Source organism: Aurantimonas sp. (assembly GCF_964217435.1).
GTDB lineage: Bacteria > Pseudomonadota > Alphaproteobacteria > Rhizobiales > Rhizobiaceae > Aurantimonas > Aurantimonas coralicida.
This window is the reverse complement of sequence record NZ_CAXPJM010000022.1, coordinates 158,574-171,990: the sequence shown is the minus strand read 5'-3', so window position 1 is coordinate 171,990 and position 13,417 is coordinate 158,574. Positions and strand designations below refer to the sequence as shown.

The 13,417-nt window shown below is 68.1% G+C and carries 12 protein-coding genes; 6 read left to right on the top strand and 6 right to left on the bottom strand.

Translation table 11 applies throughout. The features are described from left to right. Positions 1–156: 156 nt before the first annotated feature. From araD to ACEQX1_RS10075, 3 genes are read left to right on the top strand one after another with little or no spacing between them, the layout of a single operon-like run. Positions 157–1,899 (top strand): L-arabinonate dehydratase, encoded by a 1,743-nt coding sequence (araD, locus tag ACEQX1_RS10085; RefSeq protein ID WP_370196798.1) that lies wholly within the window; start codon positions 157–159, stop codon positions 1,897–1,899. A gap of 9 nt (positions 1,900–1,908) precedes the next feature. Beyond that, complete coding sequence (locus tag ACEQX1_RS10080) at positions 1,909–2,808, top strand: dihydrodipicolinate synthase family protein (RefSeq protein ID WP_370194612.1); 900 nt, start codon at positions 1,909–1,911, stop codon at positions 2,806–2,808. Positions 2,809–2,863: 55 nt separating this feature from the next. Further along, positions 2,864–3,574 (top strand): ribonuclease activity regulator RraA, encoded by a 711-nt coding sequence (locus ACEQX1_RS10075; RefSeq protein WP_370194614.1) that lies wholly within the window; start codon positions 2,864–2,866, stop codon positions 3,572–3,574. Positions 3,575–3,604: 30 nt separating this feature from the next. Here ACEQX1_RS10075 and ACEQX1_RS10070 read toward each other — a convergent pair whose 3' ends face one another. The 3 genes from ACEQX1_RS10070 to ACEQX1_RS10060 are packed head-to-tail and all read right to left on the bottom strand — an operon-like array spanning position 3,605 to position 7,142. Beyond that, on the bottom strand, positions 3,605–5,086 hold the full coding sequence (locus tag ACEQX1_RS10070) for an FAD-binding oxidoreductase (protein WP_370196797.1): 1,482 nt from the start codon (positions 5,084–5,086) through the stop codon (positions 3,605–3,607). A gap of 29 nt (positions 5,087–5,115) precedes the next feature. Next, a complete protein-coding gene (locus ACEQX1_RS10065; protein ID WP_370194617.1) occupies positions 5,116–5,904 on the bottom strand; it encodes an enoyl-CoA hydratase in 789 nt (262 codons plus the stop codon). Next, positions 5,901–7,142 (bottom strand): CaiB/BaiF CoA transferase family protein, encoded by a 1,242-nt coding sequence (locus tag ACEQX1_RS10060; RefSeq protein ID WP_370194619.1) that lies wholly within the window; start codon positions 7,140–7,142, stop codon positions 5,901–5,903. The genes ACEQX1_RS10065 and ACEQX1_RS10060 overlap by 4 nt, the downstream gene beginning before the upstream one ends. A 421-nt stretch (positions 7,143–7,563) precedes the next feature. Here ACEQX1_RS10060 and ACEQX1_RS10055 point away from each other — a divergent pair, with 421 nt between their 5' ends. Then, positions 7,564–8,274 carry a GntR family transcriptional regulator gene (locus tag ACEQX1_RS10055; protein ID WP_009208061.1) on the top strand — a complete coding sequence of 237 codons (711 nt, stop codon included), beginning with the start codon at positions 7,564–7,566 and terminating at the stop codon, positions 8,272–8,274. A gap of 97 nt (positions 8,275–8,371) precedes the next feature. Here ACEQX1_RS10055 and ACEQX1_RS10050 read toward each other — a convergent pair whose 3' ends face one another. From ACEQX1_RS10050 to ACEQX1_RS10040, 3 genes are all read right to left on the bottom strand, one after another. Further along, positions 8,372–9,541: a fumarylacetoacetate hydrolase family protein gene (locus ACEQX1_RS10050; RefSeq protein WP_370196796.1), complete on the bottom strand. Its 1,170-nt coding sequence runs from the start codon at positions 9,539–9,541 to the stop codon at positions 8,372–8,374. Between the two features lie 142 nt (positions 9,542–9,683). After that, complete coding sequence (locus ACEQX1_RS10045; protein ID WP_370194623.1) at positions 9,684–10,601, bottom strand: amidohydrolase; 918 nt, start codon at positions 10,599–10,601, stop codon at positions 9,684–9,686. 91 nt (positions 10,602–10,692) lie between these two features. Further along, positions 10,693–11,811, bottom strand: coding sequence for an NAD(P)-dependent oxidoreductase (locus ACEQX1_RS10040; RefSeq protein ID WP_370196795.1), 1,119 nt, complete (start codon positions 11,809–11,811; stop codon positions 10,693–10,695). Here ACEQX1_RS10040 and ACEQX1_RS10035 point away from each other — a divergent pair. Then, a complete protein-coding gene (locus tag ACEQX1_RS10035) occupies positions 11,747–12,745 on the top strand; it encodes a TRAP transporter substrate-binding protein (RefSeq protein ID WP_230788479.1) in 999 nt (332 codons plus the stop codon). The two genes, ACEQX1_RS10040 and ACEQX1_RS10035, sit on opposite strands and share 65 nt — an antisense overlap. A 66-nt stretch (positions 12,746–12,811) precedes the next feature. Beyond that, complete coding sequence (locus tag ACEQX1_RS10030) at positions 12,812–13,393, top strand: TRAP transporter small permease (protein WP_370194626.1); 582 nt, start codon at positions 12,812–12,814, stop codon at positions 13,391–13,393. Positions 13,394–13,417 lie beyond the last annotated feature (24 nt).

The following is a 13,417-nucleotide window of genomic DNA, read 5'->3' as shown; positions in this document are numbered from 1 at the left end:
CCGCATCCACCGTGCTTCAGTGCCACCATGTATACGCATTCGGCTCGCTTTTCCATCTCGGGATCTGTCGCACTGCTGCGCCGTCCGCTTCGTTGACAGTCCGGTTATGTAAGCGCATACATGCCGCCGAAATATGCTGCCGAGGACGAGGAAACCATGGCCGAAACCCGCCGGAAGACGTCGGACACGCTGCGCAGCGCGCGCTGGTTCGCGCCCGACGATCTACGCAGCTTCGGCCATCGCTCGCGGATGATGCAGCTCGGCTATGCGGAAGAGGATTTTCGCGACAAGCCGATCATCGGTGTCCTCAACACCTGGTCGGAGCTCAATTCCTGCCACGGCCATTTTCGCGAGCGCGCGCAGGACGTGAAGCGCGGCGTCGCCCAGGCCGGCGGCTTCGCCGTCGAGCTGCCGTCGCTGTCGGTGGACGAGAGCTTCACCAAGCCGACCTCCATGCTCTACCGCAACATGCTGGCGATGGAGACGGAGGAAATGATCCGCTCGCACCCGCTCGACGGGGTGGTGCTGATGGGCGGCTGCGACAAGACCACGCCGGGTCTCGTCATGGGGGCGCTGACCGCCGGCGTGCCGATGATCTACCTGCCGGCGGGGCCGATGCTGCGCGGCCATTATGCCGGCAAGATCCTCGGCTCGGGCTCGGATGCCTGGAAATACTGGGATGAGCGGCGGGCCGGCAACATCACCGACGAGGAATGGCTGGGCATCCAGGGCGGCATCGCCCGTTCGGTCGGCACCTGCATGACCATGGGCACCGCCTCGACCATGACGGCCATTGCGGACGCGATGGGGCTGACCCTGCCGGGCGCCTCGTCGATCCCGGCGGCCGATTCCGGCCACCAGCGCATGGCGTCGGCTTGCGGCCGGCGGATCGTCGACATGGTCTGGGAGGATCTGACGCCGGACCGGATCGTGACCGAGGCGGCGGTGCGCAATGCCGCCATCGTCGCCATGGCCACCGGCTGCTCGACCAATGCGGTCGTCCACATCATCGCCATGGCGCGCCGCGCCGGGGTGGAGCTGACGCTGAACGATCTCGACGAACTGGGCCGCACGACGCCGCTGATCGCCAATGTCCGCCCCTCGGGCAAGGACTATCTGATGGAGGATTTCTTCTATGCGGGCGGCCTGCGCGCGCTGATGAAGCAGCTCGAGGAACGGCTCGATACCTCCTGCCTCACCGTGAGCGGGCAGACGCTGGGCGCATGCCTGGAAGGGGCGGTCGTCTATAATGACGACGTCATCCGGCCGCTCTCCAACCCGGTCTATCACGAGGGCTCGCTGGCGCTGCTGCGCGGCAATCTCTGCCCGGACGGGGCGGTGATCAAGCCGGCGGCCTGCGATCCGCGCTTCCATGTGCATGAGGGGCCGGCGCTGGTCTTCGATTCCTATCCGGAGATGAAGAAGGCGATCGACGACGAAAACCTCGACGTGACGCCCGACCATGTGCTGGTGCTGCGCAATGCCGGACCGCAGGGCGGGCCGGGCATGCCGGAATGGGGCATGCTGCCGATCCCCAAGGCGCTGATCAAGCAGGGCCATCGCGACATGCTGCGGATTTCCGACGCGCGCATGTCGGGTACCTCCTACGGCGCCTGCGTCCTGCATGTGGCGCCGGAATCCTTCGTCGGCGGCGCGCTGGCGCTCCTGAATACCGGCGACATCGTGCGGCTCGACCTGCCGAACCGGCGGCTCGACATGCTGGTGGACGAGGCCGAGCTGGACGCGCGTCGTGCGGCATGGACGCCGCCCGAGCCCCGCTATGGCCGCGGCTATGGCTGGATGTTCTCGCGCCACGTCACCCAGGCCGACAAGGGCTGCGACTTCGACTATCTCGAGCGGGGCTTCGGCCCGGCGGTTCCCGAACCCGACATCTTCTAGAGGGCCGCAATGCGCCACGATCTCGATACGGCCCTTGCGGGCATCTCCGGCATTCTGGTGACGCCCTATGACGCGGCGGGCGACGTCGCGCCGTCCAAGCTGGCGCCGATCCTCGACCGGGCGCTGGCCGCCGGCGTCCACATGCCGGTGGTCAACGGCAATACCGGCGAGTTCTATGCCCTGACCACCGACGAGGCGGTGACCATGGTGCAAGAGGTCGCCGCGCTGGTGGACGGGCGGGCGCCGCTGCTCGCCGGCGTCGGGCGCGGCATCCGCGATGCCTGCCGCCTCGCCCGCGCTTCGGCCGATGCCGGCGCGACCGCGCTGATGATCCACCAGCCGCCGGACCCGTTCGTCGCCCCGCGCGGCACCGTCGACTATGTCCGCGCCATCATCGACGCCTCCGGCGGGCTGCCGGTGATGCTGTATCTGCGCAATGACGCGATCGGCACCAAGGGCATCGCCGCGCTTTGCGCGCTGCCGGGCGTCAAGGGCGTGAAATGGGCAACGCCCAACCCGATGAAACTCGCCGAGGCGATCGCCGCCTGCGATCCGTCGATCACCTGGGTCGGCGGTCTCGCGGAAGTCTGGGCGCCGGCCTTCTATGCCGTCGGCGCGCGGGGCTTCACCTCGGGGCTGATCAATGTCTGGCCGGAGCGCTCCATGGCGATCCATGCGGCGCTGGAAGCCTCGGACTACGCGGCCGCCCGCGACCTCATCGCCGGCATGCGCGCCTTCGAGGAGATCCGGGCCGAGGAGCTGAACGGCACCAATGTCACCGGCGTGAAGGCGGCGCTCGCCGCGATGGGCGACGATTGCGGCCCGACCCGGCCGCCCTCGGCCTGGCCGTTGACCGAAGCGCAGCAGGCCCGCATGACAGGTTTCCTGACGGCGAACGGCCTGATCTGATCCAGCCGGCGCCGTTCCCGGCGCCCGACCGACGCATTGGAGCGAGACCCTGGCGATGAACGAAGCGACACGGCAGAAACTGATGGGCGTCTCGGTGGCGACGCTCGCCACGGCGCTCTACAAGCGCGGCCTGCGCAACCAGGTGATCCAGGAGGTGCATCCGGTGGCGCCGAAGGGCCGCAACATGGTCGGCCCGGCCTTCACCCTGCGCTACATGCCGGCCCGCGAGGATCGCAACCAGCTCGCCGAGTTCCGCAAGTCCGACCATCCGCAGCGAGCCGCGATCGAGGCCTGTCCGTCCGGCCATGTCATGGTCATCGACAGCCGCAAGGACCCGCGGGCAGCCAGCGCCGGCGATATCCTGATCACCCGGCTGATGGTGCGCGGTGCCGCCGGCATCGTGACCGATGGCGGCTTTCGCGACGCGGCGACGATCGGCGGCCTCGACATGCCGGCCTATCACACGCGCCCGTCGAGCCCGACCAACCTGACGCTGCACGAGGCGATCGAGATCAACGGCCCGATCGGCTGCGGCGACTCGCCGGTGTTTCCCGGCGACGTCATCGTCGGCGACGACGACTGCGTGATTGTCATTCCGGCGGACATCGCCGACGAGGTTGCCGACGAGGCGGTGGAAATGACGGCCTACGAGGATTTCGTCATCGAACGGGTGCGCGAGGGCGAGACGATCATCGGCCTCTATCCCTGCACCAAGGACGAGCACCAGGCCCGCTTCAAGGAATGGCGGGCGAAGAACGGCCGCTGATCGCGCGGCCGCCCAGCCGTCTGTTCCACTCTAGCCGAGGCTCCTGACGTCCGCGCCGTCGCGCGGCGAGGTGAGCTGGCAGCCGGGATTTATCAGATCCGCCGGGTCGAGCAACTGCTTCAACCCGCGCAAAAGGGTCTCGTGAACCGGTGAGCGCCGCGCTTCGAAGTCCCCGCGCTTCAGGCGTCCGATGCCGTGTTCGGCGCTGATGCCGCCGCCATGGCGGTCGACCACGGCGTTGAGGATGGTCTTCGCCTCGTAGAGCATGGCCTCGCGCGCCTCGCGTTCGAGGCCGCGCGGCGGAATGACGTTGAGGTGGATGTTGCCGTCGCCGACATGGCCGTAGGCGACGGGCAGGCAGTCCGGCAGCCTGCGCCCCAGCTCTTCGATGGATTGCGTGATGAAGCCGGCGACCTGCGACGGCGAAACCGACAGGTCGGTGCGCAGATGCGGGCCGCGCAGCGCCTGCCCCTCGATCATCCCCTCGCGGATCTGCCACAGGCCGGCGGCCTGGCGCTCGGAAGCGGCGAGCACGCCATCGATCACCAGATCCCGCGCCATGGCGGTTTCGAGGAAGGCCTCGACCATGGCGCGCAGGTCGATCGGGCCGGTGGCGGCGACATCGATCAGCGCATAGGCCGGCGCGTCGGCGATCTGCGGCGGCACGAAGTCGGCATCCGCCTCCTTCGCGAAGGTCAGGCCCTCGGGCGGCACCAGTTCGAAGGCCGACAGCAGGTCGCAGCATTCGCGCCGCGCCAGCGCATAGAGCGCCATGACGTCGTCGAGGGAGCGCAGGGCCAGAAAGGCAGTCTCGCTGCGTGTCGGCTTCGGCACGAGGCGCAGGGCCGCGCCGGTGATGATGCCGAGCGAGCCCTCGGCGCCGATGAAGAGCTGCTTCAGGTCGACGCCGCTGTTGTTCTTGCGCAGGGTGGAGAGGCCGTTCCAGATGGTGCCGTCCGGCAGCACGACCTCCAGGCCGAGGATCATCTCGCGGGTCATGCCGTAGCGCAGGACATTGATGCCGCCGGCATTGGTGGCGATGTTGCCGCCGATCTGGCAGGAGCCCTCGGCGGCCAGCGACAGCGGGAAGAGCAGGTCCTGTTCGGCCAGCGTCGCGTTGATCGCGGCAAGGATGCAGCCGGCGTCGACCACGGCAGAGAAATCGTCGGCGGCGATGGTGCGGATGCGGTTCATGCGTTCCAGCGTCAGGACGACATGGCCGGCGGCGTCGGTCGGCAGGCCGCCGAGCACAAGACCGGTATTACCGCCCTGGGGCACGATGGCTAGCCCGGCCGCCGCACAGGCACGCACCAGCCGCGACACCTCCTCGGTATCGGCGGGGCGCAGCACGGCAAGGGCGCTGCCCTCCACGTCGCCGTGCCAGTCGCGGCAATAGCGTTGCATGTCGGCCGGGTCCGACAGCACCGTTTTCGGCCCGAATTCGGTGACGAGCCCGGCGAGAATGGCGTCCGGGGCGGGTTTCGCATGCGTCTCGGCGATGGATGCGGTCATGAATGGTCCTCGCTGGTCCCGGCCGATGCCTAGCCGCCTTCCCAGGCCGGCGGCTCGCCGCTGAGGAAGCCGGCGACCCCGGCCTTGAAGTCACGGCTGCCGTAGCATGACGCGATGAGATCGTCGCCGTCGGCGCCCGGATCGTCGGCAAGGCGCGCAATGGCGGCCTTGCTGACCCGCAATGTCACCGGCGCGTTGGCAAGGATGGTGTCGCAGAGGCGGGCGACGGCGGCGTCGAGCGCGTCCTTCTCGACGATCTCGGCGAGAAAGCCGCAGGCGCGCGCTTCGTCGGCATCGAGGATCTCGCCCAGGAGCAGCATGCGCTTGGCCCGGGCGGCGCCGAAGCCGGCGACCAGCCGGGCGTAGTTCGCCATGGACAGGCAATTGCCGACGGTCCTAGCGATGGGCACGCCGAAGCGCGATCCGGCGGTGGCGATGCGTAGGTCGCAGACGGCGGCGAGATTCAGCCCGCCGCCGACTGTCCAGCCGTCGATCGCCGCGATGGTCGGGACGGGGATGCGGGCCAGCGCCAGCGTGTGTTCCTCCATCTCGCGCTCATAGGCGATGCCGTCCTCGCCGGTCTCGAAGCCGGAGAAAATTCGCACGTCCGAGCCGGCGACGAAGGCCTTGCCTCCGGCGCCGCGCAGGACCACGGCCCGCAGCGCGGCATCGGCCTGCAGCTCGTCGCAGATGGCGTGGAGCTGCCCGTACATCTGACGCGTCATGGCGTTGCGAGCGGCCGGGCGGTCGAAGGTGACATGGGCGACCGCGCCGCGCCGCTCCAGCGTGACGGCGCCGTCGGCTTCGTTGGCGCTCATTGCGAGAAGGCTCCGCCGCCGGCCAGCTCGTCGTAGCGGTCCGAGAGGCCGAGTTCATCGACGAGGTCACGGGTGTGCTGGCCGAGCAGCGGCGGCGGATAGCGCACTTCCTGCGGCGTGCCGGACAGCTTGACCGGGAAGCCGAGGGTGTTGATCTCGCCTTCCACCGGATGCTCGACCTTCATCACCATGTTGCGCGCCGCGACATGGTCGCTTGCCATGACCTGGGCATAGTCGTTGATCGGCCCGGCCGGCACGCCCGCCGCGATGAAGGCGTCGACCCAATGGTCGACGGTCTCGGTCTTGAAGACGGCATTCAGCTCGGCGACCAGCGCCGGCAGGTTCTGCAGCCGGTCGCGATTGTCCCGGAAGCGCGGGTCTTCGGTCAGGTGCATGCGGTCGATGACCTGGCAGAAGGTCAGCCAGATCTTCTGGTTGGCAGCGCCGACGACGAAATGGCCGTTGGCGGCGGCGAAGGCCTGATAGGGCGCGCTCATGCGGTTGGCCGTGCCCAGCGGCTGCGGCGAGCGGCCGGTGGCCCACAATTCGGTGCTCTCCCAGACCGAGAGGCCGAGCGCCGCCTCGAAGAGCGAGGCATCGACATACTGCCCGCGGCCGGTGGCCTGGCGGCCGATGATGGCGCTCAGGATGCCGTAGACGGCGAGAAGGCCGGCGCCCAGATCGCCGATCGGCACGCCCGATTTGATCGGTTCGCCGCCGGGAATGCCCATCGCGCTGATGACACCGGACATCGCCTGGGCGATCAGGTCGAAGCCCGGACGCTGCGACCACGGTCCGGTCTGGCCGAAGCCGGAAATACTGGCATAGACCAGCCGCGGATTGCGCTTGGACAGGGTTTCGTAGTCGATGCCCAGCCGCTTGGCGACGCCGGGCCGGCTGTTCTCGACGACGATGTCGGCGGTCTCGGCCAGCGCGTAGAAGAGCTCGCGGCCGGCCTCGGTCTTCAGGTTGATGGTGACGCTGCGCTTGTTGCGGTTCAGCGCCAGGAAGCCGGGGCTGTCCTCGCCCTTCATGCGGAAGCCCATGGAGCGGCGGGTCTGGTCGCCGCCGGCCGGCGGCTCGACCTTGATAACGTCGGCGCCCATGTCGCCGAGCAGCATGCAGCCGAACGGCCCGGCCATCACCTGGCTGAGATCGAGAACCCGCAGTCCTGCCAGCGGCAAGGGCCGGGCGGCCTCCTGCGTCGCCGCGCGGTCGTCCGGTGCCGGATTGTCCATGCTTTCCCCCCTGATGCCGTGCGGTCGTGCCTGTCGTCAGGCCGGCGCCGCCGCTCCCACCGCATCTGGTATGCAATATCGTGCAATGGCAGGTCAACGGGCATAATCGCTGGCAGGCCATGCATCAAATCCTCGATGCGGGGGCTCATATTGGCATGCAATGGCGCTCGTGCAGTGATGGCAGAGGGTCGGAAGGTGTGACCAGAACGCCTGAACTCCTCGGAAAATCGAAACCGGACCCGCTTTGCGTGCCATGCGGTCTGCCACTTTGGTATGGAACGCGGCCTGCGGCGACGTGAACGCCGCGAACCGTGCTATGCTGGGTGGCAATGCACGGGGCCAACCCCGGCAATCGGGCATTCACGGATGGGGCCGAGCCGCGGGAACGCGGCGCAGGCGGACAAACGGCAACAGAGCGACGATGACCAAAACGCAATCCGCGGTGGTGACCGCGTTTCCCCGCCGGGTCGATGCGACCCCGTCGCAGGATCTGAAACCGGCCCTCGTCGCCAATCGCATTCGCGAAATGATCCTGGAAAGCCAGCTTCTGCCGGGCGAGCCGGTGCGCGAGCGGGCCCTGTCGGAAATCCTGCAGGTGTCGCGCACGCCGCTGCGCGAGGCGCTGAAGATCCTGGCCTCGGAAGGGCTGGTGAAGCTGCATCCGCGGCGCGGCGCCACCGTGGCGGTGCTTGGCGCCAACGACGTCCGCCATCTCCTGGAATTTCTCGGCGGGCTCGAGGCCTTTGCCGGCAAGCTGGCATGCCGCAATGCCACGCCGGAGGAATTGCGGGAGCTGCGGGCGCTGCATCACGAGATGCTGGCGTCCTATCTGCGCGGTGATCGCATCGGCTATTTCGACCGCAACCAGCAGATCCACCAGGCGCTGGTGCGCTGCGCCATGAACCCGGTGCTGGCCGAGCACCACAGGGTGGTCAACGCCCAGCTCTATCGCATCCGCTACGAGTGCAATCTGAAGACCAACCGCTGGGAGGCGGCGATCAAGGAGCACGAGGCGATCCTCGACGCGCTGGAAGCGCGCGACGAGGCGGCGATCGAGAAACTGCTGGAAACCCACGTCCTGAAGGCGTTTGACTTGATGCAGGCGGCCGGCGACTTCGCCAAGGCGAAATAGCCGGGCCGCGACGACTCAGAGGCCGGTCAGAGCCAGCCGGCCGAAGCCGGACATCGGGCCGGCCGGGGATCGCCCCCGGACCGGCCGCCAGGCATCGTCAGGCGCGCTGGGTGCCGATGAGGCCGCGGGCGGCCAGATTGCGCATCAGCTCCGCGATGCCGAAGGTCCACTCGGGCGCCTTGTCGGTGTGGGTGACCGTGTTGACCAGCCGGCCGAGGCGCGGGCTGGCGATCTCGACCGTGTCGCCCAGCTTGTGGGTGAAGCCCTGGCCGGCGACGTCACGATCCTCGACCGGGGCGAAGAGCGTGCCCAGGAACAGCATGAAGCCGTCCGGATACTGGTGGTGGCGGCTGCAGGTCTGGGCGACGAGATCCAGCGGATCGCGGCTGATCTCGCGCATCGAGCTGCGTCCTTCCAGGACGTAGCCGTCGGTGCCGGTGACCGTCAAATCGAGCTCGGCGGCACGCACGTCGTCCATGGTGAAGCGGTCGTCGAACAGCCGGATCAGCGGTCCGATGGACGAGGAGGCGTTGTTGTCCTTGGCCTTGCCGAGGAGCAGCGCGCTGCGGCCTTCCACGTCGCGCAGATTGACGTCGTTGCCGAGCGTTGCGCCGACCACCTCGCCGCGCGAATTGGCGGCCAGCACCACTTCCGGCTCCGGGTTGTTCCACGCCGAGGAGGGCAGGATGCCGATCTCGGCGGCATGGCCGACCGAGGACAGGACCGGCGCCTTGGTGAAGACCTCGGCATCCGGACCGATGCCGACCTCCAGATATTGCGACCAGTAGCCGCCCTTCTGCAGCACTTCCTTGGCGTGGCTCGCCTCGGGCGAACCGGCCTTGATGTCGGACAAGGCGCCGCCGATGACCGCGGCGATCTCCTCGCGGATCGCCTTGGCGCGGGCGAAATCGCCCTTGGCGCGTTCCTCGATCACCCGCTCGACCATGGAGCGCGCGAAGGTGACGCCGCAGGCCTTCACCGCCTGCAGGTCGCAGGGCGCGAGCAGATGCGGGCGGGTCGAATCCGAGGGCGAGGCCGACAGGATCCCTTCGGCCGACCAGCTCTTGCCGCCGCTCGCGCTGGCGAGGCGGGCAACCGGATCGTTGGTCTCGAGAAGCTCGGACATGGTCGCGGCGATGGCCGAGACATCGACGAAACGGTCGTCCTTCAGGACGACGACGGTCGGGCCGGAGACTTCGGGATCGTGGATGCGGCCGACGAGGACGGCATCGCCATGGTCGGCGGGAAGATAGTCGGACAGTGTCATGGCGGGCTTCCTGTTGGCGGCGGGGCCGGTGCGAATGCGCGTCGGCGATGGCCGGTAGGGATCACATCGGGCGTGGCCTGCGCAACCCTTTCGGGCGGTCTTTGCGAGGCCTTCGCGACACGGTTCGTCGCCGGGCGCGTGGTCAGGCGAAGCGGTAGAGCCGCCGGGCGTTGTCGGCGAAGAGGGCGGCGCGCTCGTCGCGGGAGAAATCCGCGGTGATCTGCGAGAATCCCTCGAAGATCGTGCGGTAGGAGGCGACAAGGCTGTCGACCGGGAAGTTGCTGGCGAACATGCAGCGCCTAACGCCGAAGGTCTCGATGGTCGTCAGCACGATCTCGCGGTTGCTCTCGGCGGTCCAGGGCGCACCCGGCACGCCGAGGCCGGAAATCTTCACGGCGACATTCGGTGCCTCGGCGAAACGTCTCATCGCCGCCGCCCAGGCGTCGAGGCCTTCGCGGCTGCGGTCGGAGGGCAGGCCGGTGTGGTTGAGGATGATCTGCGTATGCGGGAAGGCCGCCGCCAGATCGGCGGCTTCCTCCAGATGCCACCAAGGCGTCTGCAGGTCGAAGGACAGGCCGTGCGGTTCCAGCAGCGAAAAGCCGCGCCGCCAGGTCATGTCGCCCATCGATCCCGGCGCATCGCGCACCACCGCGCCCGGACTGCCGGCAGCCTTCGGCTTGTGACGGACGCCGCGCACGCGGGCATAAGCGCTCTGGCGCGCCAGAACGTCGCTGACGTCGTCGGCATCGAGCCAGGCCTGGCAAACCACGGCATCGGGAAAGCCGTTCGCCTCGGCGACGCCGTGGATCCATGCGGTCTCGCCGACCGGGTCGCCCGGGTCCCATTCGGTCTCGATATAGACGCTGCCGGCGATCGTCAGCCCGGCGGTGTCGCGGCGATAGTCGTCTGGCATGTAATCGCGCCGGATGGCGCCGTAGTCGCCATAGCGAAACGGGATCGGCGGCGCATCGCACAGCCAGGGCAGGTAGTTCTCGCTGATCTTCCACAGATGGTGGTGGGCATCGACGATGGCGAGGTCGTCGAGAAGGGGCGCGTCCATGGCGGTCTCCCGTGAGGCTGGCGAAGGGCAGGCCGGTCGGCGATCGAAGGTCCGGATCGAACCCCCGAGGCGCCGCCGGCGCCGCGAGGCGTCAGGCCTTGCGGCCGACCTTCGGAAGGAGCTTGACGACGGCCGAGCCGTCAAGCTCGCCATCGCCCTGCGCGACCAGCATGCGGAACATCGTCATGGCCTGGGCGCTCATCGGAAGAGCGAGATGCTGGGCCTTGGTGGCCGAATGCAGCATCTCGAAATCCTTCAGGATCTGGCGGGCATAGCCGCGCGGCGCGAAATCCTCCTCCACCATGCGCGGATAGATCGCCTGCAGAACGGCCGAATTGCCGAGGCCAGGCTCCAGTGCATGCGGGATCTTGGCGGCGTCGACACCGTAGGCCTGCGCCAGCCGCAGCGCTTCGGCGGCGACGCAGTAATTGGTCAGGCACAGCACCTGGTTGACCAGCTTGGTCGCCTGGCCGGTGCCGATGGCGCCCATATGGGTGGCGCGGCCAAGCTGCTCGAGCATCGGCGTGACCGCCTTCGCCGCCGGCTCGGAGCCGCCGAACATGATCGCCAGATTGCCGGTCTCGGCAGCGCCCGGCCCGCCGGAGACCGGGGCATCGACGAACCGGCCGCCGACTGCCTCGATCGCCGCGGCGACCTGATGCGTCACTGCCATCTCCGTGGTCGAGAAGTCGACCACGGTCCGGCCCGACAGCTTGCGCGAGGCGACGAGGCCGTCCGCGCCGGTGACGACGGACGCCACCGCGTCGCTGGTGGTCAGGCACAGCGCGATGATGTCGGCCTCGGCGCACAGAGCGGCCAGCGAGCCGGCCGGCTCGACGCCCCAGGCGGCGGCGGCCGAAACCTTCTCCGCCTCACGGTCGTGGCCGATCACGCGATAGTCCAGTTCGCGCAGCCGCTTGGTGAAGCCGCTGCCCATCAGGCCCAGGCCGATGAATCCGATCGTCGTCATGTTCCGTCCTCCCATGTGCGCCCCGCCTTCCCAGCGCGGCGCGAAAACCTGCCGGCCCGATCGTCCTCCGCACCGGGCTAGGCAAATGTAATTTGGTATGCCAGAATTCTCTAGTCCGTTGGAGGAGCCTTTGGCAAACGGACGGGGGACAATCGTCAATTCGGGAGGAAACGACGTGTCATTGATCAAGAAACTCGCTCTGGGGCTTGCTGCCTGTGGGTTCTCGCTTGCTGGCGCCACCGCCGGCGCACAGGCCGTGGACTTGCGTTACGCCCATGTGGGCTCGGAAGGTGACATCCAGCATTGGTATGCGGAACGCGCGAAGGAGCGGATTCCGGAGGCGACGGAGGAGCGTGTCACCGTCACCGTCTTCCCGAATTCGCAGCTCGGCGGCGTGCAGGAACTGATCGACGGCGTGCGCAGCGGCTCGATCTCCATGGGGCACCATGAATTCGCCTCGCTGGCGCAGCTCGTCGACGACATCGCGGTGTTCTCGGCACCCTTCGTCTATCGCGACGGCGCCCATGCTCTGGCCGCCACCGATCCGCAGACCTCCGACGTCATGCAGGAATTCAACGCGCAGCTCGTCGAGAAGGGCGGCATGCGCATCATCGGCCGGCTGTTCCGCGGCGCCCGGCAGATGACCGCCAACCAAGCGGTCAGGACGCCGGCCGACCTGGAGGGCAAGCCCTTCCGCGGCGTGCCGCTGCAGCTGTGGACGACGATGGTTTCCGGCTTCGGCGCCATCCCGACCCCGGTCGAGGTCAGCGAGCTGCCGACCGCGCTGATGACCGGCATGGTCGTCGGTCAGGAAAACCCGCTCACCATGATCAACGCCAACGGCCTCTACGAGGTGCAGACCCACGTCATGCTGACCGGCCACATGCAGAACGTGCTGCCGGTCTTCATCAACGAGGATGTCTGGCAGTCGATCGACGAGAAGGACCAGACCGCGATCCTGGAAACCCTCGACACGCTGGCCGACGAGACGCTCGAGCAGGCGATGACGGCCGAGAAGGACCTCGTCGGCGAACTCACCGACAAGGGCATGACCTTCATCACCGCCGATGACGGCCTCGACATCGAGGCATTCCGCGCCGGCGTCGACGCACAGGTCGCCAAGGACTTCCCGAGCTGGGGTCCGTACATGGAGCGCATCCGCGCCATCCAGTAGGCCACGATCGACAACCCGCGAACCCCTGCCGCCTGCCGGTGGGGGTTCCCTGCCGTGGATTGTGCCATGAGCGATCTGAATTCCGACGACTATCTCGACGTCACCCATGCCGATGCCCGGGTGGGCACGGCCGACCGCGTTCTCGAACCGGTCCGGCGGGTGTTCCGCGCCGTTTCGGTGCTGCTTCTGGCGGTGATGATCGGTCTGCCCGTGCTGCAGGTGGTGCTGCGGCAGTTCTTCTCGCGACCCTTCATGGGTGCGGAGGAACTGGCGCGCTTCATGCTGATCTGCGTGGTGTTCGTGACGCTTCCCTATGTCGTCTCGTCCGGCGCCTCGATCCGCATGGAGGAGGTGCTGTCGGCCCTGCCCGAGCGGCTGCGCCGGATGCTGCGGGTGGCGATCCCCGCTACCGGCGGCATCGCCTTCGCGGTGGCCGCGACCTCGGTCGCCATCGCCACGCTGCGCAATCTCGACAATGCGACGCCGACACTGAACATCCCCTACTGGATCTTCTTCGCGTCCGGCTTCCTCGGTCTGACGCTGGCGGCCGTCGAATTTGCGCTGCAGACCCTGAAGGCCTGGCGCCATGACCCCCTCTACGTGACCTTCGCGCAGGAACAGCCGAGCGAAGACGTGGTGCACATCTAGGGCCACGCGCCCGCACGAGGCCTA

What these genes read in the sequence shown, in the direction of transcription:
- araD (WP_370196798.1), top strand. Translation starts at nt 157, where the DNA reads ATGGCCGAAACCCGCCGGAAGACGTCGGACACGCTGCGCAGCGCGCGC.
- ACEQX1_RS10080 (WP_370194612.1), top strand. Translation starts at nt 1,909, where the DNA reads ATGCGCCACGATCTCGATACGGCCCTTGCGGGCATCTCCGGCATTCTG.
- ACEQX1_RS10075 (WP_370194614.1), top strand. Translation starts at nt 2,864, where the DNA reads ATGAACGAAGCGACACGGCAGAAACTGATGGGCGTCTCGGTGGCGACG.
- ACEQX1_RS10070 (WP_370196797.1), bottom strand. Translation starts at nt 5,086, where the DNA reads ATGACCGCATCCATCGCCGAGACGCATGCGAAACCCGCCCCGGACGCC.
- ACEQX1_RS10065 (WP_370194617.1), bottom strand. Translation starts at nt 5,904, where the DNA reads ATGAGCGCCAACGAAGCCGACGGCGCCGTCACGCTGGAGCGGCGCGGC.
- ACEQX1_RS10060 (WP_370194619.1), bottom strand. Translation starts at nt 7,142, where the DNA reads ATGGACAATCCGGCACCGGACGACCGCGCGGCGACGCAGGAGGCCGCC.
- ACEQX1_RS10055 (WP_009208061.1), top strand. Translation starts at nt 7,564, where the DNA reads ATGACCAAAACGCAATCCGCGGTGGTGACCGCGTTTCCCCGCCGGGTC.
- ACEQX1_RS10050 (WP_370196796.1), bottom strand. Translation starts at nt 9,541, where the DNA reads ATGACACTGTCCGACTATCTTCCCGCCGACCATGGCGATGCCGTCCTC.
- ACEQX1_RS10045 (WP_370194623.1), bottom strand. Translation starts at nt 10,601, where the DNA reads ATGGACGCGCCCCTTCTCGACGACCTCGCCATCGTCGATGCCCACCAC.
- ACEQX1_RS10030 (WP_370194626.1), top strand. Translation starts at nt 12,812, where the DNA reads ATGAGCGATCTGAATTCCGACGACTATCTCGACGTCACCCATGCCGAT.